The organism is Promicromonospora sp. NPDC019610, assembly GCF_044389365.1.
Lineage (GTDB): Bacteria > Actinomycetota > Actinomycetes > Actinomycetales > Cellulomonadaceae > Promicromonospora.
Genome location: NZ_JBIRXX010000003.1, coordinates 836306 through 857032, shown reverse-complemented (window position 1 = coordinate 857032; position 20727 = coordinate 836306). Strand labels below are relative to the sequence as shown.

Below are 20727 nucleotides of genomic sequence, written 5' to 3'. Positions count from 1 at the left end.
CACAGGCCTGGGGAGGGACCGGCCCGAGCCCCCGCTCGAGCCGGTCCACGGCGCCGGTCCGATCCACCGGTCAGACCAGCGCGACCCACCCCCCTCCGCCGGCGGCGCTGCGCTCGACGGCGTCCAGCACCCGCTGGACGCGCAGGCCGTCGGCGAACGACGGCGTCGGCTGCCGCTCGGCGGCCAGGTCACCCATCAGGTCCACGACCTGGTGCGTGAACGCGTGCTCGTAGCCGAGGCCGTGGCCCGGCGGCCACCACGCGGCCACGTAGGGGTGCTCCGGCTCCGTGACGACGATCCGGCGGAAGCCCGCGATCGCCGACTCGTCCGTCGCGTCGTAGTAGTGCAGCAGGTTCATGTCCTCGAAGTCGAAGGCCAGGGAGCCCTTCGACCCGTTGACCTCCAGCCGGATCGCGTTCTTGCGGCCCCAGGCGAAGCGCGTCGCCTCGAAGGTCGCCAGCCCGCCGCCCGACAGCCGCCCGAGGAACACCGCGGCGTCGTCCACCGTGACCTGGCCCGTGCGGGCGGTGTCGGCCACCGCGGACAGACCCGAGGACGAGACCGCCTCCGGCCGCTCGTGGACGAAGGTCTCGAGCAGGCCGCTCACCCCCGTGAGCGGCTCGCCCGTCACGAACTGCGCCAGGTCCACCACGTGGGCGCCGATGTCGCCCAGGGCGCCCGAACCCGCCTTCTGCTTGTCGAGACGCCAGGACATCGGCGTCTGCGGGTCGGCCAGCCAGTCCTGGAGGTACTGCGCGCGCACGTGCCGCACCTGGCCGATCCGGCCCTCCTGGACGAGCTGCCGGGCCAGCGCCACGGCGGGCACGCGACGGTAGGTGAACCCCACCATCGCGCGCACGCCGCGCTCCGCCGCGGCCTCGGCGGCGGCGGTCATCGCCTCCGCCTCGGCCACGCTGTTCGCCAGCGGCTTCTCGCACAGGACGTGCTTGCCCGCCTCCAGGGCGGCGACCGCGATCTCCGCGTGCGTGTCGCCGGGCGTGCAGACGTCGATCAGCCCGACGTCGTCCCGGGTCAGCAGCTCCTGCCACCCCGTGACGGCGTCGTCCCAGCCCAGCCGGTCCGCCGCCGCCCGGACCGCGGCCTCGTCCCGCCCCGCGACCGCGCGCATGCGCGGCACGAGGGGCAGGTCGAAGAACCGCGGCGCCGTGCGCCAGGCCTGCGAGTGCGCCGCACCCATGAACGCGTAGCCGACCATGCCGACGCCGAGCTCGCTCGTTGCTGTACTCATCCCGCGCCTCCCCGCACTGTGGTCTCACCGCCGTGTTGCACGCCCGAGCGGGCGTCGTCCCGATGTGTCACAGCGTCAGGAGTCGAAGCCGATGGGCAGGTACTCCTCGACGTTGTCCGCCGTGACGACGGGCGCGTAGAGCTGCACGGTGCGGGGGACGCCGATCGAGGCGAGGTCGCTGACCGTCTTGTTCTGGGCGATCAGGCGGGCGAACTTGACGCCGTCCGCGGCCTGGGTGGAGGGGTAGATGACGGTCGCCTTGACGACGCTGTCCGGGTTCTGGATCTCCTCCATCATGTTGCTGGAGCCCGCGCCGCCGACCAGGAAGAACTCGTCCCGGCCCGCGTTCTCGATGGCGGCCAGGACGCCGATGCCCTGGTCGTCGTCGTGGTTCCAGATGGCATCGATCTTCGGCTCGGCCGACAGCAGGTTGGCCGTCTGCTCCTCGCCGGACTCGACGGTGAACTCGGCCGCGACGCGCGCGTCGACGTCGAGCCCGCAGTCGTCGAGGGCGTCCTTGAAGCCCTTGCTGCGGTCCTGCGTCAGCGGCAGCGAGTCGATGCCGGCAATCTCCGCGACCACGGCGTCCGGGTTGTCCCCGAGCTGCTCGCAGATATAGGTGCCGGCGCTCACGCCCATGCCGTAGTTGTCGCCGAGCACCGTGGCGCGGGCGGCGAACGGGCTGCTGAACTCGCGGTCCACGTTGATGACCGGGATGCCGGCCTCCATGGCCTCCAGGGCCACGTCGGTCAGGGCGGCACCGTCGAACGGCAGGAGCACGATCGCGTCGACACCCTGGTCGATGAAGCCCTCGATCTGGCTGATCTGGACGTTGACGTCGTTGGTGCCCTCGGCGACCTGGAGGTCGACGTCCTCGTACTTCTCCGCCTCGGCCTTGGCGGCGCTCGTGATGGCACCCATCCAGCCGTGGTCGGCGGCGGGGGCGGAGAAGCCGATGACGACCTCGTCGCCCGGCTCGTCGTTCTCGGTCACCGTGACGGGACCCGTGGCGGTCTCCTCGCTCTCGCGAGGCTCGTTGCTGGTGCAGCCGGCGACGACGAGCGCCGCGCAGGCCGCGGCGACGACGACGCCGGAGACCCGGCGTGTGCGAACAATGGACGAGGTCATCGTGATCTCCCTTGATCCGGGGTGGAAATGCTGGGTTGGCTTGTGAGGTGTCCGGGTGGTCGGCGCCAGGTCGTTCGGCAGCGCTAGGTCGTCGAGACGCGCTCGCGCGAGGCGAACCACTGCTGCAGCAGCACGGCGCCCACGATGATCGCGCCCTTGGCGATCGCCTGGACCGAGCTGTCGAGGTTGTTGAGGACGAAGACGTTGGTGAGCGTCGAGAAGATGAGGACACCGAGGATGGTGCCGGTGATGGTGCCGCGCCCGCCGGCCAGCAGCGTGCCGCCGACGACGACCGCCGCGATGACGTCCAGCTCGAGCAGCGTCCCGTGGGTCGAGGAGCCGGCCGTGGTGCGGGCCAGCAGGATCACGGCGCCGATGCCGGCGGTCAGGCCGGCGAGCCCGTACAGGTACAGGGTGTGGCGCTTGATCTTGATGCCCGCCAGCCGGGAGGCCTCCGGGTTGCCGCCCACGGCGACGGTCCGCCGCCCGAACGTGGTCCGGTTCAGCAGGAACCAGCCGGCGGCCGCGACCACGACGAAGATCCACACGATCGTCGGCACGCCGAGCGGCCGTGCCTGGAAGACGTCGAAGAACGGCTCGACGTCGACGATCTGGGTCTGCCGGCCCGCGATGATCTCCGCGAGCCCGCGCGCGGCCGCCAGCATCGCCAGCGTCGCCATGAACGCGGGCATCTTCCCGTAGGCGACGAGCAGGCCGTTGATCAGTCCGGCCACCAGGCCCACGGCCAGCGCGGTCACGGGGATGACCCACCAGCCGTAGTCCTCGGCGGCGTACTGCGTCGCCAGGGTCGAGGCCCAGACGGACGCCAGTCCGACCACGGCGCCGACCGACAGGTCGATGCCGCCCGAGGTGATGACGAACGTCATGCCGATGCTCACCACGCCGGTCACGGCCGTGAGGCTCAGGACGGTGATGAGGTTGCCGGTGCTCCAGAACCGCTCGCCGGCGGTCGCCACACCCACGACGACGAGGAGGACGAGGGCGAGTACCAGGCCGCCCATCCGCAGGGCCGGACCCATGAGGGCCGATCGTTGGCTCACGCCACACTTCCTTCCATGACCAGGTCGAGCACGGCGTGCTCGTCGATTTCGCGGGCCGGCCCCTCGTGGACCGCCTTGCCGTCGGAGATGACCAGCACACGGTCCGCGAGGCCGAGCACCTCGGGGATCTCGCTGGACACGACGATCACGGCGGCGCCGTCGTCGGCCAGGCGGCGGATCAGGTTGTAGATCTCGGAGCGCGCGCCGACGTCGACGCCCCGGGTGGGCTCGTCGAGCAGGAGCACGCGGCAGCCGTGCACGAGCCAGCGCGCCAGCAGCGCCTTCTGCTGGTTGCCGCCGGACAGCGTGCGGGCACGCCGGTTGACGCCGGCGGGCCGCAGGTCGAGGGCCTCGACCTGCTCCCGCGCCGCGGCGCGCTCGGCGCCCTCGTCGAGCAGCCCGCCGCGCGCGATGCGCGCGAAGGTGGACAGGGTGATGTTGCGGTAGACGGGCTCGTCCAGGAGCAGGCCCTGGCTCTTGCGCTCCTCGGGGCACAGGCCGATGCCGGCGCTCACCGCGGCGTCCACCGCTCCCGCACGCAGGCGCTTGCCGCCCACGCGCACGCTGCCCGACGTCGCGTGCCGCGCGCCGTAGATCGTCTCCAGGATCTCGGAGCGGCCCGAGCCCACCAGGCCCGCGAGGCCGACGATCTCGCCGGCGCGCACCGTGAGGGACACGTCGGCGAAGACGTCGCCGAGCCCGAGGCCCTCGACCTCCAGCACCGGGTCCGCGTCCTCGGCGACGCCGGGGCGGTCGGGGAACGCGTACTCGACCGACCGGCCGGTCATGAGCTGGATCAGCTCCTTGGTCGGGGTGTCCGCCACGACCAGGCTCTCCGCGACCGTGCGGCCGTCCTTGAGCACGGTGATCCGGTCACCGAGCTGGCGGATCTCCTCCAGCCGGTGCGAGATGTAGACGACGGCGACGCCGTCGGCGGTGAGCTCGCGCACGATCCGGTGGAGGTTGCCGACCTCCTCGGAGTCCAGCACGGCGGACGGCTCGTCCATGATCACGACGCGCGCGTCGCGGGACAGCGCCCGGGCGAGCTGCACGATCTGCTTGCCCGCGGCGGGCAGCGAGCCCACCTCGCGGTGCGGGGAGATCTCCTTGTGGCCCAGCCGGTCGAGGATCTTCCGGGTGTTCCGGGCCGCCTCGGACCGGCGCGAGACGCCACCCGTCGCGAGCTCGTGCCCCAGGTAGATGTTCTCGGCGACGGTCAGACCGTCCACGACGTCGAGCTCCTGGTAGATCGTCGCGATCCCGAGCCGCAGGGCGGCGACGGGGTCCGCGATGACGACCGGCTCCTCGTCGATCAGGATCTCGCCCGCCGTGGGCTGGTGGGCGCCGGCGAGCGTCTTGATCAGGGTGGACTTGCCCGCCCCGTTCTGGCCCAGCAGGCAGTGCACCTCGCCGGGAAGGACCTCGAGGTCCACGCCGTCGAGCGCACGCGCGCCAGGGAATTCCTTCACGATGCCGCGCATCCGCAGCAGGGGCTGCTGCGCCGGCTGCTCTGTCGGTTGGGGGTCCGCGTCGACCATGTATCGAACGTAGTTGGACTTCTGGCGACGGTCAAGCAAAAGTCGCGACTTCGCCCACCATGATTGACTAGGGACATGGTGGAAGTGGCACGGGAAGTATTCCAGCAGGTACCCAAGGTGTCCGGAGCGGGGGACATGTTCCAGCTCCTGCGCGACGGGCGACCCCGCACGCGGGCAGATCTGGCGGCCGTCACGGGGCAGGCGCGGTCGACCGTCGCGGCGCGCATCGACCTGCTGATGACGGCGGGTCTCATCGCGCCCGCGGGCGAGGCGACGTCGACCGGCGGACGCCCGCCCGCGACCTTCGCGTTCGCGCCGTCCGCCCGGGTGGTGCTGGGGGTGGACCTCGGTGCGACGCACGCGCGGCTCGCCCTGACCGACCTCGCCTCGACGATCCTGGCGCAGCGCGACCTGCCGCTGCTCATCACGGACGGTCCGGACCTCGTGCTCGACCGCGTGGCCGAGACGGGCGCCGAGCTGCTGCGCGAGGCGGGCCGGACCACGGCCGAGCTCGCCGGCGTCGGTGTGGGTCTGCCCGGCCCGGTGGAGCACGCGACCGGCAAGCCGAACAACCCCCCGATCATGCCGGGCTGGGACAACGCGGACGTGCCGGCGATCCTCGGCGCCCGGTTCCACGCGCCCGTGCTCGTGGACAACGACGTGAACATCATGGCGCTGGGCGAGCACCGCGCGGCCTGGCCCGACGTGGCCGACCTGCTGTTCGTCAAGGTCGCCACCGGCATCGGCGCGGGCATCATCGCCGACGGCGCGCTGCGGCGCGGCGCCCAGGGCTCGGCGGGCGACATCGGGCACGTCGCCGTGCCCGGGGTCACCGACATCGTGTGCCGCTGCGGCAACGTCGGCTGCCTGGAGGCCATCGCCAGCGGTCAGGCCGTGGCGAGCCGCCTGGACGGCGCGGTCACGCCCGCCGACGTCGTCGCCCTGGTCCGGGCGGGCGACGTGGCCGCGAGCCAAGCCGTGCGCCAGGCCGGCCGGGACATCGGCGCGGTGCTCGCCACCAGCGTCAGCCTGCTCAACCCGTCGATGATCGTGATCGGCGGCATCCTGGCCGACGCCGGTGAGCACATCGTGGCCGGCATCCGCGAGGTCGTCTACCAGCGGTCCCTGCCCCTGGCGACGCAGCACCTGCGGATCGTCACGGCCCGCACCGGCACGCAGGCGGGCGTGCTCGGCGCGAGCGCCATGGCGGTGGACCAGGCGCTCTCCTCGGAGGCAGTGGACCGCCTGGTGGCGTGACCCCGCTCCCCCGCAACGTGTCAGACGCTCAGGTCCCTCCCGGGACCTGAGCGTCTGACGTCTGTGGGCTAGCGTCTATGGGCTAGCTCAGGTCCTTGACCCGGACGTCGCGGTAGCTCACCGCCTCGCCCTGACCGTGGTTCTGCAGCCCGATGAACCCCTGGGCGAGGTCGCGCGCGGGGTCGGTGCTGACGAAGTCGTTCACCAGCGCACCGTTGAGGAAGACCTTGATCGTCTGTCCCTCCACCCGGATCTCGTAGGAGTTCCACGACCCGACCGGCTTCAGCGCCCGCTCCACGACCTCCGGGTCGGCGCCCTGGAAGGTGTAGATCGCGCCCGTGGTGCGGTCCGGCTCGTCGGTGGCGTCGATCTGGATCTCGTACCCCTGGTTGACGGCGACCCACGGGTCGTTGCCCGGGTCCGGGAAGCCGACGAAGACGCCGCCGTTGTCGTCCTTCTTGAGCTTCCAGTCGAGCTTCAGGCTGTACTCGTGCAGCTCCGTGGAGTGCCAGAGCAGACCCATGCCACCGCTCCCACGGATCGTGCAGTCGGCCTGGCGGCCGAACGAGCCCGGGCCGGCCATGTTCCAGCCGTCCAGCGAGGCCAGCGTGCCGTCGAACAGCGCGGTGTAGCCACGCTCGTACCGCTTCGGCTCGCAGATGTCGGCCCCGCCACCGACCTTGAGGAGGTCGAGGTTGACGTTGCCGTCGTCGTCCTCGTCGTACCGCAGGGTGATGGTGTTGACCCCCTTGCGCAGGTCGAGCGACCGGGTCGCCGTCGCCCAGGTCTTCCAGTCGCCCGTGGACTCCAGCGCCCACGGCTCGACCTCCTCGCCGTTGACGAGCACCGACACCGTCTTGGTGCCCTGGAACGGGTTGGGACCGTTCGAGTAGCGCAGGCTCACGGGCTGGGTGCCCGCGCGCTTGACGGTGGTGGTGAAGGTCGCGGACGCGCCCACGTCGGTGAAGCCCGCGGCGAACCCGGAGCCGGAGTAGCCGTTGTGCTCGTTGGCCACGTTCGCGCTGCCGCGGAGCGTCGCCTCCTCTGCCTCCTGGAACCCCGCCGGCGCCTTGTGGCCCGGGATCGCGTTGAGCGTGTACCAGGCCTCCGTGTTCCACAGCTCCCGGCCCTCCGCGTCCGCGAACGGGCGCGGGCTGCGCAGGTGCACCACGTAACCGGGCTGACGCCCGTCCACGGTGAGCGTGACCTTCGTGCGGTCCCGGGACACCGTGGCACCCGAGACGAACAGCTGCTGCTCGTCGACCTTGGGGCCGCCGTAGGCCCGGGTGGGCACGTAGCGCCAGTGGTCCATGCGGAACGCCGCGTTCGGGTTCTCCGCGATCTTGGCCACCGTCTCCGCCGACAGCGGCTGCGTGTACTCGATCTCGAAGCCCTTCTTCGTGACCCGCATCTCGGTCATGTCGAAGGCGTCCTCGCCGTTCGGCGTGAGCTTCTGCAGGCCGTAGCGCAGCTTGCCCGGCTCGCTCCAGTTGCCGCCCTCGCCGATGCCGCCCACGTACAGGGCGCCGTCGGGACCGACGACGGTGCGGTTGACGCCCGCCTCCAGACCCGCCGAGTGCCGGAAGACAGCGCCCTGGTACTCGCCGTCGACCTTCTCCAGGAAGCCGCGCTGCAGCCCGCCGTAGGTGACGTCGCCGAACACGAGCTGGCCCGCGTACGGGCCCTCGGTGAGCTGCACCGGGGCGCTCGGCGAGTTGCCGATCTCGTTCTGCGGCACCCACAGCGCCGGGGCGGAGACGGGCTGGGCGTCGTACGGGCCGGACGGGTTGGTGAAGTGGTTGAAGAACTTGCCCTGCTCGATGTGCACCAGCTTGGAGCTGGGCAGCCAGGCGCCCTGGTTGTCCATGACGAACAGCTCGCCGTCCGGGCCCTTGACCATGCCGTTCGGCGTGCGCAGGCCGCCCGCGACGAACTCGACCTCGCCGGTCTCGCGGTCCACCTTGATCGCGGTGCCGCGGTTCTCGGCGGGCTGCGGGTCCGTGGTGGCGCCGCCGTTGTTGATGGCCACGGAGAGGTTCACGTAGAAGCTCTCGTCGTCGTACAGCAGGCCGAAGGCGAACTCGTGGAAGTTGCCGCCGAACGGCCACTCGGCCACGGTGCGGTGGTCGTCGTAGAAGCCGTCGCCGTCCGGGTCGGTGAGCTCGGTGAGCTTGTCCCGCTCCGAGACGTAGATCGACTCGCCGATCACGGCCACGCCCATCGGGTTGAACAGGTCGGTGGCGACCTTCTCGTACGTGACCTGGTCCTTCGAGGTCGCGCCGGTCACGTTGTCGAGCAGGAAGACCTCGCCGGGCTCCGGGTCCTCGACCCAGCCGCCGGGGCTCACCGAGCCGGACGTGACCACGGCGAGGCGGTCGTCGTCGGTCCAGTCGAGGCCCGCGACCATCGGCTCGAAGCCGTCGGGGCGCAGGTCGGTCAGGGTGTAGCCCGGGTACACGGAGTCGAGGCGCATGCCGTCGCCCGCCGTGTCGCCCTGACCCTCGCAGTACTTGGTGCCGGGGGCCGTCACGCGCACGACGCCGGCCTCGGTGCTCAGCACGCTGGACGGCACGACGACGAAGTCGCCGGTGCCCGGCGTGCGCCACTCCAGCTTCAGGATGTTGTCGTTCGTGTTGTCGAAGTACTCCACGCGCAGGTCGTGGTACCCGGCGGTGAGCGCGACGGTGCCCTCCTTGGACGTCGCCTCGTGCAGGCCGTCGTGGTCGATGACGACGGCGTCGTCGATCACCAGGCGCGAGCCGTCGTCGCTGGTGAGGCGGAACTCGTAGTTGCCGTCCGCCGGCACGTCCAGGTTGGCCAGCGCGTGCGCGATGAAGCGCTCGCCCATCCCGAAGTCGGCCTCGGTCGAGTAGTCGATGGTGGGCTTGAGCTGGTCGACGTTGGGCGTCTGGCCCGAGCGGAGCGTGCACAGCTCGCTGAGGTCGCGGGCCAGGTCGTAGGTCCTCAGCGTGACGCCCGGCTCCTGGGGCGGGAGGTCGGCCGCCGCCGACGCTGCGGGGACGGCGGCGGGCAGGGCGCCGGACAGCATCACCGCTGTCAGCGCGACGGCGGTCGCACCTGCGGCCGCCTGTCTCGTGCGAGTCTTGGTTCCACGTTGACGCATGAGCTCTCCTCGGTCGGCATTGACCTTGCGGCTAGAACCTACGAGGACTTCTGTCGGACGTCAAGCAAAAGTTGTCAGATGGCGAGCGTTACCGCTGCGGGCAGGTCGGACCCTCAGGTCACCCTGGTGACCTGAGGGTCTGGCACGTCGGGACGGTGGCTGTCAGGCCTGGTGGCTGTCAGGCCCGGTGGCTGTCGGGCCCGGTTCACAGCGCCGCCGGGCCGCCCTCCAGCAGCGCCTTGAACCCGTCCTCGTCCAGGGTCGGGATCTCCAACGCCTCGGCCTTGGCCGCCTTGGAGCCGGCGTTCTCTCCCAACACCACGTAGTCGGTCTTCTTGGAGACCGAGCCGGAGGCCTTGCCGCCCGCGGCGAGGATGGCCTCCTTGGCGCCGTCGCGCGTGAAGTCCACCAGGGAGCCTGTCACCACGACGGTGAGGCCCGCCAGCGGTCCGGTGGGCTCCGTGTCGGCCTCGGCCATCGCCGCCGGACCGGGGTGCCCCGGCGTCTCGAGTCGCACGCCGGCCGCCCGCCAGGCCGCGAGGATCTCCTGGTGCCAGCCCACGGCGAGCCAGGCCTTGATCTCGGCGGCGATCACGGGGCCCACGCCCTCGACGGCCGCGAGCTCCTCCTCCGACGCCGCCTCGATCGCGTCCACCGACCCGAACCAGCCCGCGAGCGCCCGGGCCGCGACCGGCCCGACGTGCCGGATGTTCAGCGAGACGAGCATGCGCCACAGGTCCTTGGTCTTGGCACGTTCGAGCTCGTCGAGGAGCTTGGTCGCGTTCGCCGACGGTTCCCACTCCGGCAGGGTCTCGCCCGCCTCCTCGGCGGCGACGCGCTGTGCCTTGCTGTAGGACAGGCGGCGACGGAACGGGGCGCGGCGGCGCACCACGCCGTCGTCGTCCATCTTGGGCAGGCCCGTGTCGGCGTCACGCACCACCGCCTCGATGGGCAGGAGCTGGTCGAGCGTGAGCGAGAACAGCCCGGCCTCGGTGACCAGCGGAGGCGTCTCGGGCACGTCGGGGTGGGTGAGGGCGGCGGCGGTCACCTCGCCGAGGGCCTCGATGTCCAGGCCGCCGCGCGACCCGATGTGCTCGACCCGCCCGCGCACCTGGGCAGGACAGGACTCCGCGTTGGGGCAGCGCAGGTCGACGTCGCCCTCCTTCATGGGCCGCAGGGGCGTACCGCACTCGGGGCAGCTCGCCGGCATGACGAAGTCCTCGCGCGGGTAGCCGTCGTCCGCGAGGGCGGACACCGGGCCGATGATCTCGGGGATCACGTCGCCCGCCTTGCGCAGCACCACCACGTCACCGATGCGCACGCCCTTGGCCCGCACCACGTCCTGGTTGTGCAGCGTGGCCTGGCGCACCGTGGAGCCGGCGACCAGCACCGGTTCCATCACGGCGTACGGGGTGGCGCGGCCGGTGCGACCGACGCCGATCTGGATGGCGAGCAGCCGGGTGTTGACCTCCTCCGGCGGGTACTTGAAGGCGATCGCCCAGCGCGGCGCGCGGCTGGTCGAGCCGAGCTTGCGCTGCTGCTCCAGGGCGTCGACCTTGAGCACGATGCCGTCGAGCTCGTGCTCGATGTCGTGCCGGTGCTCGCGGAAGTACTCGATCATCTCCAGCGCGCCGTCCAGCCCGTCGACCACCCGGTTGTGCGGCGAGACGGGGATGCCCCACTGCTCGAACAGGGCGTACGCGTCGGACTGCCGCGCGAGCTCCTCGTGCTCGCCCGCCTGCCACTGCAGCGCGCCCACGCCGTGCGCGTACATGCGCAGGCCCTCGACGCGGGCGATCCCGGCCTCCAGCTCGGGCCCCTCCTTGTTCTCCAGGAGCTGCCGCAGCCCACCCGCCGCCGCGTTGCGCGGGTTGGCGAACTGCGGGAAGCGGCGCAGCGCGGCGAGGCGCGCCTTCTCCACGTCGAACTCCTTGCCGCCCGGCTGCCGCTCGGCGCGCTCCTGCGCCTCGGCCACGAGCCGCTCGCGGATGGCGCCCTGCAGCTCGTTGAGCTTCGCGAAGGTGGCCACCGGGATGAACACCTCGCCGCGTACCTCGACCAGGTCGGGGTGGCCTGTGCCGGAGAGCTGCTGGGGGATGCCCGCGATCCGCAGGATGTTCCGCGTCACGTCCTCGCCCACGCGCCCGTCGCCGCGCGTGACGCCGCGCACCAGCCGGCCCTTCTCGTACACGAGCGAGATCGCCAGGCCGTCGATCTTGACCTCGCACAGCAGGCCCGGGGTGTCCGTGCCGAGGTCGCGGTGCACCTTGTCGGCCCACACCGCGAGCTCCTCGGTGCTGAACGCGTTGTCGAGCGACAGCATCTGCTCGATGTGCTCCACGGTGGCGAATCCCGCGGTCGCGACACCACCGACGCTCTGCGTGGGCGACTCCGGCGTCACCAGGCCCGGGTGCGCCGCCTCGAGCTCCTCGAGCTCGCGCATCCGCACGTCGTAGTCGGCGTCGGACGACACCGGCGAGTCGTTCTCGTAGTAGGCCCGCCGGTCCTCCTCGATCTGGGCGACCAGCTCCGCCCATCGGCGCTGCGCCGCCGCCTCGTCGCCTGCGTCGGCCGGTCCCGGGATGCCTGTCGTCTCGCTCACGGACACAATCATGGCGTGAACCACTGACATCCGAGCGGTGACCTGTGGACGCCTGCGCCGAAGATGCTGCCGACCTGGCCTTTCGCCAGGATCCGCCCCCTATCGCGCACGAGCGGGTCCCGCTACCATTCGAGCAAAATGCCGCAAATCTACTGAGAGCAGGGGTCCCTTGAAGATCGCCGTCGTCGGTGCCGGGTTCGCAGGTCTCGCCACCGCGAAAACCCTCCGCGAGTTCGACCACGAGGTCACTGTCTTCGAAAAGGCGCCGGATGTCGGCGGGGTGTGGAGCGCGACCCGCCGGTACTCCGGTCTGCGGACGCAGAACAACAAGGATTCGTACGCGTTCTCCGACCTGCCGATGCCGCGCGACTACCCGGAGTGGCCCACGGGCGAGCAGGTCCAGGCCTACCTGGAGCGGTACGTCGCGAAGTTCGAGCTGCGCCCCTACCTGCGCCTCGCCACCGAGGTCGTGCGCGCCGAGCTCACCGACGCGGAGGACGGCTGGATGGTGACGGCGCGCCGCATCGGCGCCCCCGTCTCGGCACCCGAGCGGTTCGACCACCTCGTGGTCGCCAACGGGATCTTCTCCGACCCGGTCTTCCCGCAGTACGAGGGCTACGCCGACCTGGTCCGCGCCGGCGGCAAACTCGTCGCCTCCAGCCAGCTCAACAACCTGGAGGACGCCCGCGGCAAGAACGTCGTGGTGGTCGGCTACGGCAAGTCGGCGTGCGACGTCGCCGCCGAGATCGGCGTGGTCGCCGAGACCACCACCGTCGTGGCCCGGCGCCTCCTGTGGAAGATGCCCAAGCGCATCGCCAACTCCCTGAACATGAAGTACCTGCTGCTGTCCCGCCTCGGCGAGGCCCTGTTCAAGTACCAGGAGCTGGACAACGGCATGGAGCGGTTCCTGCACGGCCCCGGCGACAAGGTGCGCGCGAGCATGCTCTCGAGCATCGGGTCGGTCGCGACCTGGCAGTTCAAGCTCAAGAAGCTCGGGCTCGTGCCCCGGGGCGAGTTCGCCGACATCGCCAACAGCACCGTGTCGCTGTCCACCGACGGGTTCTACGAGCAGGTCGCGAGCGGCGCCATCAAGGTGCACCGCGACACCGAGATCCAGCGGTTCGAGGCCGACGGCGACCGGCCGGTCGCGGTGCTCAGCGACGGCGCCCGGATCCCCGCCGACCTGGTCGTCTGCGGCACCGGCTTCCACCAGCGCGTGCCGTTCCTGGACGACGCCGTGTCCGCCCGCCTGCTGGACGAGAACGGCAACTACAAGCTCTACCGCCAGATCCTGCCCGACGGCGTGCCGAACCTGACCTTCGCGGGCTACAACTCGTCCCTGTTCTCGCCGCTGTCCGCCGAGGCCGGCGCGATCTGGATCGCCGCGTACCTGGCCGGCGTCGTCGAGCTGCCCTCGATCGAGGAGCGCCGCAAGCACGTCGCCGAGCGCGTGGCCTGGATGGAGCAGCGCACGGGCGGCAAGCACGCCCGCGGCACCAACGTCATCCCGTTCTCGATGCACCAGATCGACGAGACCCTGGACGAGGCCGGCGTGAACATCAGCCAGCGCGCCCAGGCGATCCAGTGGCTCCTGCCGATCGACCCGTCCGCCTACAAGAACGTGGTGCCGCGCCTGAAGGAGAAGATCCGCGCCCAGGCGCCCAAGGACCGCGTCAGCTCGGACTCGTCCGTGGGCTGACGACCAGCTCCACCCTGAGTCCGTCCTTCTGCGACACAGTCAGGACGCACCGCGGGCCCGGCCGGGAGATCCGGCCGGGCCCGTGGTGTGTCCGGCGGTGTCCGGCAGCGTCGGACGCCGCGTACGACGCCGTCAGACGGCATCGCCAGACGGTCGTCGTCAGCCGGTCGTCGTCAGCCGGTCGTCGTCAGCCGGTCGTCGGGGACGTGAAGCGGACCGGCAGGCTGCGCGGGTAGCGCGACCACGGCGAGACCGACATCTTGATCGAGTCGTACGCCACCGTCAGCTCCATGTCGAGGATGCGGCGCAGCAGGGTGTCCACGGCGATGCGGCCGATGAGCGGGCCGATGCGGTGCGCGGGGCACGAGTGCGCGCCCGCGCCCCACGTGAGGTGGAACCGGCTGCCCAGCTCCTCCCACGGGTCGTCCGTGCGGATGGCCCGGTCGGCGTTCGCCGCCGCCACCGCGGGGACGAGGGCGTCGCCGAGCGCGATCCGGCGTCCGCCCAGCTCGCAGTCCTGCCGCGCGAAGCGGGGCAGCACGTGCGGCGCCGGCGGATGACGCCGGGAGACCTCGTCCAGCGCGTCGTCGAGGTCGAGCCGGCCACGACGCACGCGGGCCGCGAACGCCGGGTCGGTCAGGATCATGTGCAGGGTGCTCGCGATCCAGGCGATCTCGGCGTCGTGCCCCAGGCTGAACATCACGCCGATCGAGGCCATGACCTCGACGTCGTTCGCGTGGTTCGGGTGGTTCACCAGGGCCGTGGTCAGGTCCTCGCCGGGCTCGGCCCGGTGGGTCGCCACGAGCACCGCGAGCAGCGACTCCTGCTCCGTCGCCGCCGCACGCGCCTTCTCCTTGCCCGCGTACAGGGCCTCGGTGAGCTCGTGCATCTTGTTCCCGTCGGACAGGCTCATGCCGAACATCTCGGTCATGACCATGACGGGCACCGCCACCGCGTAGTCCTTCACCAGGTCCGCCTCGCCGCGCGGCATGAGGCGGTCGATGATTGCCTCGCACGTCACCGCGACCGTACGGGCCAGGCGCTTCTCGTCGACGCCGCCGAGCGCGTCGTCGAGCGGGGCGCGCAGCCGGCGCTGCTGCATCCCGTCCAGGAAGTACGCGTTCTCGCGGGGCGCCAGCGCCGCGAACACGCCGGAGTCGGCGGGCAGGGAGCGCTCCTGGACGTACCGCCAGTTGCGCGAGTTGCGCGAGAACAGCAGCTCGTTGCGCATCACGCTGCTCGCCTCGTCGTACCCGAGGACGAGCCAGGCGGGCACCCCCGGCTCCAGGTCCATGGGGGCCACGGGGCCCCATTCGTCCCGCAGCCGCTCGTAGAGCTTGTGCGGGTCGCGCGCGGTCGTGATGTCCGACAGCTGCATCCGGTCCGGAATGTCTTCCAGCCGCCGATGCAGTCTGTTGGCCAACGTCACGCGTTGACCTTCTGGAAGACCGGGAAGGTCATCGCGTGCTCGACCAGGGTGATCAGCGTCAGCACGGCCGACTGCCGGTCCCGCGCGTCGCACTCGACGATGGGCGTCTCCGGCAGCAGGTCCAGCGCCGCCCGGACCCGCTCCAGCGGGTAGTCCGGCGAGTCCGGGAACTGGTTGACGACCACCGCGAACGGGATCTTGGTGCGCAGCTCCAGCTGGTCCAGCACCTCGAAGCTGTCCTCGAGGTGCCGGGTGTCGATCATGACGAGCGCGCCGACGGCGCCGTCCGCCAGGCCCGACCACAGGTCCCAGAAGCGGCGCTGGCCCGGGGTGCCGAACAGGTAGAGCGCGATGTCCTCGGTCACGGTGATGCGACCGAAGTCCATCGCGACCGTCGTCGTCTCCTTGTTCGGCTGCCCCGGGTCGATGCCCACGCTCGCCGTCGTGATGCGTTCCTCGGTACGCAGCGGGTCGATCTCGCTGACCGCACCGATCAGTGTCGTCTTGCCCACCCCGAAGGCACCCACGACAAGGATCTTGACCGACCGTGCCACGGTCGGCGCAAGGTGCTGTCCGGGCACGGTGCGGTCAGAGCTTGCGGAGTCCATCGAGAATCTTCTCCAGGATGTCCTTGCCGGGCAGGACGTGCGCTTGATGGTTGGAACGAATCGTCAGGTTCCCCGCGTCGACCAGGTCAGAGACCATGACCGCCACGAGGCTCACCGGTAGCTGCAGGTACGCGGCCACCTCGGCCAGCGCCAGCGTGCCGTGGCACAGCTGCACCAGCTCACGCTCCAGCCGGCCCGCCGTCGAGAGCACAGGCCGGCTCTCGACGGCGCGCACGAGCGTCTCCGGTCGCAGCGTGTTGCGCGACGGGTGTGCACGTCCCGAGGTGAGCACGTACGAGCGCACCGGGTGATCGCGGTACTCCTCGGAGTCCATCCCCTCGCCCCCTGTTGGTCGATCAGGTATCGGTCGAGCTGGTGGTGCTTGAAACGGCCGGGCCGCGGTGGGCCCGGGTACTGCTTTCCATGACGACGCCGGAGACGGGATCAGCTGTTGATCCGCTCCGTGCCCAGCGTGCGCTCCCCGATCATGAGCACCTGGGCCTGCATCTGCTGGGCAATCAGCGCCGGGTCGATCACCGTGTCCGTGATGACCGCCAGGCGGGAGCCGTCGCCGGCCCCCCGGACGAACAGGAAGCCGCCGTCGAACTCCACCATCACCTGGCGGATCGTGTCGCTGTTCCCGAACTCCCGGCTCATTCCGATCCCCAGCGCCGCCAGTCCGGCGCATGCGGCCGAGACCTTGTCGGCCACGTCGAGCGGGGTCTGGTCGGTCCGAACCTTCATCAGCCCGTCCGAGGTGAGCACGACTACATGCCTGACCCCCCGTACACCACTGATGAGCTCGAGCATCCAGCTGTTGCCGTCGGTGCTCGTCATGCCGTCGGCCTGCGTAGTCATCGGTCCTCCGAAGTTCCGCCGGCGCCAGCCGACGGTTCGCTGCTGTCTGGTGAGTCCCCGAACCGCGCCTCGCTCGAGCTGAAGAAGGCGCCCATCCACTCACCGGCCTCCTCGGCCGACTGGACGGGACCGGTGTCCTCGGTACGAGGCTCCGGCCTGGACTCGGTCCGGTCGTCCGACGTCCCCGCCTCTCCACGGCGGGACCGCCGCTGCGGGAGCGCGTGCGGCTCAGGGAACTCGTCATCCTCAGGGCGGGCTCGCCCAGGGCGTAGGGGAAGCTCACCGGGGGCCTTCACGTGAGCACCGGCCACGGGCGTCTCCTCCTCGTCCTCGACCACGTCGCCGGGCACGCTCAGCGGCTCGACGGGTAGCACGGTCGCGGCGTCGGGCGCCGCAGGGGCTGGCCACTCGTCGTCCTCGGCGGGCTTCGCCGTGGGCAGCTCGCGCGGGAGCGGCGCCTCCGCGACGGCGGTGGCGGCTCGGCTCGACGCGAGCGCGGCGACGCCGGTGGACGGGACGTTGGCGCTCGGCAGCGTGGCGGCGGGCGTCAGCATGCCCGACGGCACCACGGCCTCGGTGAGCTCGGCCGGGATCATGACGATCGCGCGGAGACCGCCGTAGACGGACTCGGTGACGTCGACCCGGAAGCCGTGGCGGCGGGCGTAGGTACCGACCACCGCGAGGCCCGTCTGCGGGATCTCGCCCAGCTCGGTGATGCTGATCTCGCGCTTGCCGGAGGCGATGTCGCGCGCCTGCTCGAGCTGCTTGAGGTCGAGGCCCACGCCGCAGTCGTCGATCTCGACGACCGCGCCGCGCTGCACCTGGCGCAGGGCGACGAGGACCTGCGTGGTGGGCGGCGAGGACTGCGTGGCGTTGGACAGGAGCTCGGCCACGAGGTGGATGAGCGGCTCGACGATACGCGCCGAGACGGCGACACCGGGGTCGCCCGACACCTCGACCCGGTGGAACGCGGTGATGCGGCTGGCGGCGCCCTTGACGACGTCGGGCAGCGGGAGCGGCTCGCTCCACTGCTGACCCGGCCACTCGCCGCACAGGGCCGCGAGGCTCTGGGCCTGGCGGGCCTGCTGGGCGGCCGCGTGGTCGACGCGCATGGAGGTCTGCAGGATGTCCGCGTCGGTGGGGTGGCGCTGCACCATGCGCGCCGCCTCTTCCTGGATGCGGTGGGCGGCGGCCTGGACCTTGCGGCTCAGGGCCACGACGGCGACCTGGACCGCGTCGCGGCGGGCGACCCGCTCCTCCTGGACGCGGGCCAGCATGCCGGCCGCCTCGTCCAGGCGCGCCTGGGCCCGGGCGTCGCCCGGCAGGTGCGGCAGCGGCGGGGCGGGCTCGCTGTCGAGGAACGCGGGGAGCTGCTCCTTCGCCAGGGCGTCGAGGGCCGCGGAGGCGGCGTCGGCGCGCTCCTCGGCCCGGCGGTAGGCGAGGAGCAGGTCCTCGTGGGAGGCGAGGTCGTCACGGGAGGACCGCGCGGCGATCAGCGCGGCCGCCACCGCGAGGCCGACGGCAGCGACGCCGACGAGCCAGGCGGGCCACGTGGAGCTGGCCCCGGTGGCGGTGAACAGGACGGGTGCCACGAGGACGTAGGCGAGCACACCGGCGACGCACACCCAGGGCGCGACCTGGCGCAGCCTGCTGGGCGGAGGAGAAGAAGACATCGAGCTCACCGAGCCGATCCCCCTAGTAGTTGTGTCGTCAGAGTTCGGGTGGTCCGGACAGGGCGGATACCGCGACCTGGACCTCGAACTCGGCTGAAGGGGGCGAACAACCCCCTGGAGTGCAGTTTCTACCACAGGGCGTCCCACACGTGGAAGGGCACGACCGTGGTGCGAACTGCGAAAATATGTGCCAGTGAGGAATGGGGAGAGCCCTTGGCCGGGTAACCCCCCAAACCAGCAAAAAACGGGCGCATTCGCTTCTGGCGTACGGCAAGCGGGCCGCAGGCCGACGACGCCCGCGACCGGCCGCGTAGGGTGCTCGTCATGAGCGCCGAGCCCACCCAGACCGTCCCCCGAACCGCTCTCCCCGACACTCCTCTGGACCCCGCGACCGACCCGTTCGCCTGGCTCGAGGACGTCGAGGGCGACACCGCCCTGGACTGGGTCCGCGAGCGCAACGCGCACAGCGCCGCCGCGCTCGGCGGTGATCTCTTCACGACGATCGAGGGTCAGGTCCGCGAGGTCCTCGACTCGGACGACAAGATCCCGCACGTCTCGAAGGTGGGCGAGCACTACTACAACTTCTGGCAGGACGCCGAGCACCAGCGCGGCCTGTGGCGCCGCACCACGCTCGACTCCTACCGCACCGACGACCCCGAGTGGGAGGTCGTGCTCGACCTCGACGCGCTCGCCGAACAGGAGGGCGAGAGCTGGGTCTGGCACGGCGCGAGCGTCCTGCGCCCGACGCCGGAGCAGCTCGCCGCGGGCGAGCCCCGCCGGCACGCGCTCGTCGACCTGTCGCCCGGCGGCTCCGACTCGGACGTCACCCGCGAGTTCGACCTGGTGACCAAGCAGTTCGTGGCGCCCGAGGACGGCGGGTTCGTGCGGGCCGAGGCGAAGGGCGGGCTGTCCTGGGTCGACGCCGACACGGTCTACGTGTTCACCGACTTCGGCGCGGGCACCATGACGCCGTCGGGCTACCCGCGGCAGGTGAAGCGGTGGACGCGCGGCACCCCGCTGGCCGAGGCGACCCTCGTGTACGAGGGCACCGAGCAGGACATGTACATCAGCGCGTCCCGTTCGCACACGGAGGGCTTCGAGCGCGACCTGGTGCACCGCGCGCTGCGGTTCTACGCCAACGAGACGTACCTGGCCACCGGCGTCGGCACGGACGGGCAGACCCTCACGAAGATCGACGTCCCGGACTCGGCGAACGTGGGCCTGCACCGCGAGTGGATGCTGGTGCGGCTGCGCGACGACTGGACGCCGTCCGGCACGACGTACCGCGCCGGGTCCCTGCTCGCCGCCCCGTTCGACGACTTCATGGCCGGGTCCCGCGACCTGACGGTCCTCTTCGAGCCGACGCCGACGACGTCGCTCGCGGGGACCACGTGGACCCGGCACCACCTCGTGGTCAACGTGCTCGACGACGTGAAGAACCTGTTGCACGTGCTGACGCCGCCCGACCTGGCCGGCGGCTCGGCCGCGGGCGAATGGGTGCGCTCCGAGCTTCCCGTGGGCGGCGAGCTGCTCACGGTGGGCGTGGGCGCGGTGGACGTCGTCGACTCCGACGACGTCTGGGTGGTCACCACGGGGTACCTGACGCCGTCGACCCTGGGCCTGACGACCGTGGGTGCGGGGCAGGAGGCGCCCGAGGTGCTCAAGTCCGCGCCGTCGTACTTCGAGGCGGCGGGCCTGGAGGTGCGGCAGGAGTTCACGGTGTCGGACGACGGCACGCGCGTCCCGTACTTCGTCGTCGGCCGGGCGGACCTGGTGTCCGGGCAGGCCGGTCCGGCGCCCACGCTCCTGTGGGGCTACGGCGGGTTCGAGCACGCGATCCTGCCCGGGTACTCGGGCACGATCGGGCGGGCGTGGCTGGACCGCGGCGGGGTGTACGCCGTGGCGAACATCCGCGGCGGCGGCGAGTACGGCCCGGCCTGGCACCAGGCCGCGCTGAAGGCCGACCGGCACCGGGCCTACGAGGACTTCGCGGCCGTGGCGCGCGACCTTGTAGCCCGGGGCGTCACCGTGCCGGAGCGTCTCGGCATGGAGGGCCGCTCCAACGGCGGGCTGCTGGCCGGCAACATGCTCACGCAGTACCCGGAGCTGTTCGGCGCGATCATCGTGGGCGTGCCGCTGCTCGACATGAAGCGGTACTCGCACCTGCTGGCGGGCGCGTCGTGGATGGCCGAGTACGGCGACCCGGACACCGCCGACTGGGAGTTCGTGCGGACGTTCTCGCCGTACCACCTGTTCGACGCCGCCCGGGAGTACCCGCCGGTGCTGTTCACGACGTCGACCAAGGACGACCGGGTGCACCCGGGCCACGCCCGCAAGATGGCGGCGCTCATGCTGGCCGCGGGCAAGGACGTGACGTACTACGAGAACATCGAGGGCGGTCACGGCGGCGCGGCCAACAACGCGCAGGCGGCATACATGGCGGCGACGCACTGGACGTTCCTATGGAACCGCCTGTCCGACTGACTCACCCGTCGGACGTC

Annotated in this window: 14 protein-coding genes; 3 read left to right on the top strand and 11 right to left on the bottom strand. The window is 71.4% G+C overall.

All coding sequences use genetic code 11. The features are described 5' to 3' along the window. Nucleotides 1-70: 70 nt before the first annotated feature. The 4 genes from ACH45N_RS24845 to ACH45N_RS24830 form a co-directional block, all read right to left on the bottom strand. Nucleotides 71-1249: a Gfo/Idh/MocA family protein gene (locus ACH45N_RS24845; RefSeq protein WP_397398614.1), complete on the bottom strand. Its 1179-nt coding sequence runs from the start codon at nt 1247-1249 to the stop codon at nt 71-73. Nucleotides 1250-1324: 75 nt separating this feature from the next. Beyond that, a complete protein-coding gene (locus tag ACH45N_RS24840; RefSeq protein ID WP_397398613.1) occupies nt 1325-2377 on the bottom strand; it encodes a substrate-binding domain-containing protein in 1053 nt (350 codons plus the stop codon). A gap of 83 nt (nt 2378-2460) precedes the next feature. Next, nucleotides 2461-3417, bottom strand: coding sequence for an ABC transporter permease (locus tag ACH45N_RS24835; RefSeq protein ID WP_397398642.1), 957 nt, complete (start codon nt 3415-3417; stop codon nt 2461-2463). 17 nt (nt 3418-3434) lie between these two features. Beyond that, nucleotides 3435-4976, bottom strand: a complete 1542-nt coding sequence (locus ACH45N_RS24830) for a sugar ABC transporter ATP-binding protein (protein WP_397398612.1) — start codon at nt 4974-4976, stop codon at nt 3435-3437. Between the two features lie 75 nt (nt 4977-5051). On the opposite strand from ACH45N_RS24830, the gene ACH45N_RS24825 reads away from it, so the two are divergent. Further along, a complete protein-coding gene (locus tag ACH45N_RS24825) occupies nt 5052-6233 on the top strand; it encodes an ROK family protein (RefSeq protein WP_397398611.1) in 1182 nt (393 codons plus the stop codon). Between the two features lie 82 nt (nt 6234-6315). Here the strand turns inward: ACH45N_RS24825 and ACH45N_RS24820 are convergent, their stop codons facing one another. Together ACH45N_RS24820 and ligA are read right to left on the bottom strand one after the other, a co-directional pair. Continuing rightward, a complete protein-coding gene (locus ACH45N_RS24820; RefSeq protein ID WP_397398610.1) occupies nt 6316-9357 on the bottom strand; it encodes a family 16 glycoside hydrolase in 3042 nt (1013 codons plus the stop codon). A gap of 205 nt (nt 9358-9562) precedes the next feature. Next, on the bottom strand, nt 9563-11971 hold the full coding sequence (ligA, locus tag ACH45N_RS24815; protein ID WP_397398609.1) for an NAD-dependent DNA ligase LigA: 2409 nt from the start codon (nt 11969-11971) through the stop codon (nt 9563-9565). A 157-nt stretch (nt 11972-12128) separates the two neighbouring features. Here ligA and ACH45N_RS24810 point away from each other — a divergent pair, with 157 nt between their 5' ends. After that, nucleotides 12129-13658, top strand: a complete 1530-nt coding sequence (locus ACH45N_RS24810; protein WP_397398608.1) for a flavin-containing monooxygenase — start codon at nt 12129-12131, stop codon at nt 13656-13658. Nucleotides 13659-13845: 187 nt separating this feature from the next. Here ACH45N_RS24810 and ACH45N_RS24805 read toward each other — a convergent pair whose 3' ends face one another. The 5 genes from ACH45N_RS24805 to ACH45N_RS24785 all read right to left on the bottom strand — a co-directional run bounded on the left by ACH45N_RS24805 (nt 13846) and on the right by ACH45N_RS24785 (nt 18226). After that, a complete protein-coding gene (locus tag ACH45N_RS24805; protein ID WP_397398607.1) occupies nt 13846-15036 on the bottom strand; it encodes a cytochrome P450 in 1191 nt (396 codons plus the stop codon). A gap of 47 nt (nt 15037-15083) precedes the next feature. Then, nucleotides 15084-15695, bottom strand: a complete 612-nt coding sequence (locus ACH45N_RS24800) for a GTP-binding protein (protein WP_397398606.1) — start codon at nt 15693-15695, stop codon at nt 15084-15086. Further along, entirely contained in the window at nt 15676-16029 is a 354-nt protein-coding gene (locus tag ACH45N_RS24795) for a DUF742 domain-containing protein (RefSeq protein WP_285107739.1), read from the bottom strand. Before ACH45N_RS24795 ends, ACH45N_RS24800 begins: the two co-directional genes overlap by 20 nt. A 110-nt stretch (nt 16030-16139) precedes the next feature. Further along, on the bottom strand, nt 16140-16532 hold the full coding sequence (locus ACH45N_RS24790) for a roadblock/LC7 domain-containing protein (protein ID WP_397398605.1): 393 nt from the start codon (nt 16530-16532) through the stop codon (nt 16140-16142). Between the two features lie 17 nt (nt 16533-16549). Further along, complete coding sequence (locus tag ACH45N_RS24785) at nt 16550-18226, bottom strand: ATP-binding protein (RefSeq protein ID WP_397398604.1); 1677 nt, start codon at nt 18224-18226, stop codon at nt 16550-16552. Between the two features lie 324 nt (nt 18227-18550). Here ACH45N_RS24785 and ACH45N_RS24780 point away from each other — a divergent pair, with 324 nt between their 5' ends. Then, nucleotides 18551-20710, top strand: a complete 2160-nt coding sequence (locus ACH45N_RS24780; protein ID WP_397398603.1) for a prolyl oligopeptidase family protein — start codon at nt 18551-18553, stop codon at nt 20708-20710. Nucleotides 20711-20727: the final 17 nt, after the last annotated feature.

What these genes read in the sequence shown, in the direction of transcription:
- ACH45N_RS24805 (WP_397398607.1), bottom strand. Translation starts at nt 15,036, where the DNA reads ATGCAGCTGTCGGACATCACGACCGCGCGCGACCCGCACAAGCTCTAC.
- ACH45N_RS24790 (WP_397398605.1), bottom strand. Translation starts at nt 16,532, where the DNA reads ATGACGAGCACCGACGGCAACAGCTGGATGCTCGAGCTCATCAGTGGT.
- ACH45N_RS24785 (WP_397398604.1), bottom strand. Translation starts at nt 18,226, where the DNA reads ATGTCTTCTTCTCCTCCGCCCAGCAGGCTGCGCCAGGTCGCGCCCTGG.
- ligA (WP_397398609.1), bottom strand. Translation starts at nt 11,971, where the DNA reads ATGATTGTGTCCGTGAGCGAGACGACAGGCATCCCGGGACCGGCCGAC.
- ACH45N_RS24845 (WP_397398614.1), bottom strand. Translation starts at nt 1,249, where the DNA reads ATGAGTACAGCAACGAGCGAGCTCGGCGTCGGCATGGTCGGCTACGCG.
- ACH45N_RS24830 (WP_397398612.1), bottom strand. Translation starts at nt 4,976, where the DNA reads ATGGTCGACGCGGACCCCCAACCGACAGAGCAGCCGGCGCAGCAGCCC.
- ACH45N_RS24795 (WP_285107739.1), bottom strand. Translation starts at nt 16,029, where the DNA reads ATGGACTCCGAGGAGTACCGCGATCACCCGGTGCGCTCGTACGTGCTC.
- ACH45N_RS24820 (WP_397398610.1), bottom strand. Translation starts at nt 9,357, where the DNA reads ATGCGTCAACGTGGAACCAAGACTCGCACGAGACAGGCGGCCGCAGGT.
- ACH45N_RS24825 (WP_397398611.1), top strand. Translation starts at nt 5,052, where the DNA reads ATGGTGGAAGTGGCACGGGAAGTATTCCAGCAGGTACCCAAGGTGTCC.
- ACH45N_RS24800 (WP_397398606.1), bottom strand. Translation starts at nt 15,695, where the DNA reads ATGGACTCCGCAAGCTCTGACCGCACCGTGCCCGGACAGCACCTTGCG.
- ACH45N_RS24780 (WP_397398603.1), top strand. Translation starts at nt 18,551, where the DNA reads ATGAGCGCCGAGCCCACCCAGACCGTCCCCCGAACCGCTCTCCCCGAC.
- ACH45N_RS24840 (WP_397398613.1), bottom strand. Translation starts at nt 2,377, where the DNA reads ATGACCTCGTCCATTGTTCGCACACGCCGGGTCTCCGGCGTCGTCGTC.
- ACH45N_RS24835 (WP_397398642.1), bottom strand. Translation starts at nt 3,417, where the DNA reads ATGGGTCCGGCCCTGCGGATGGGCGGCCTGGTACTCGCCCTCGTCCTC.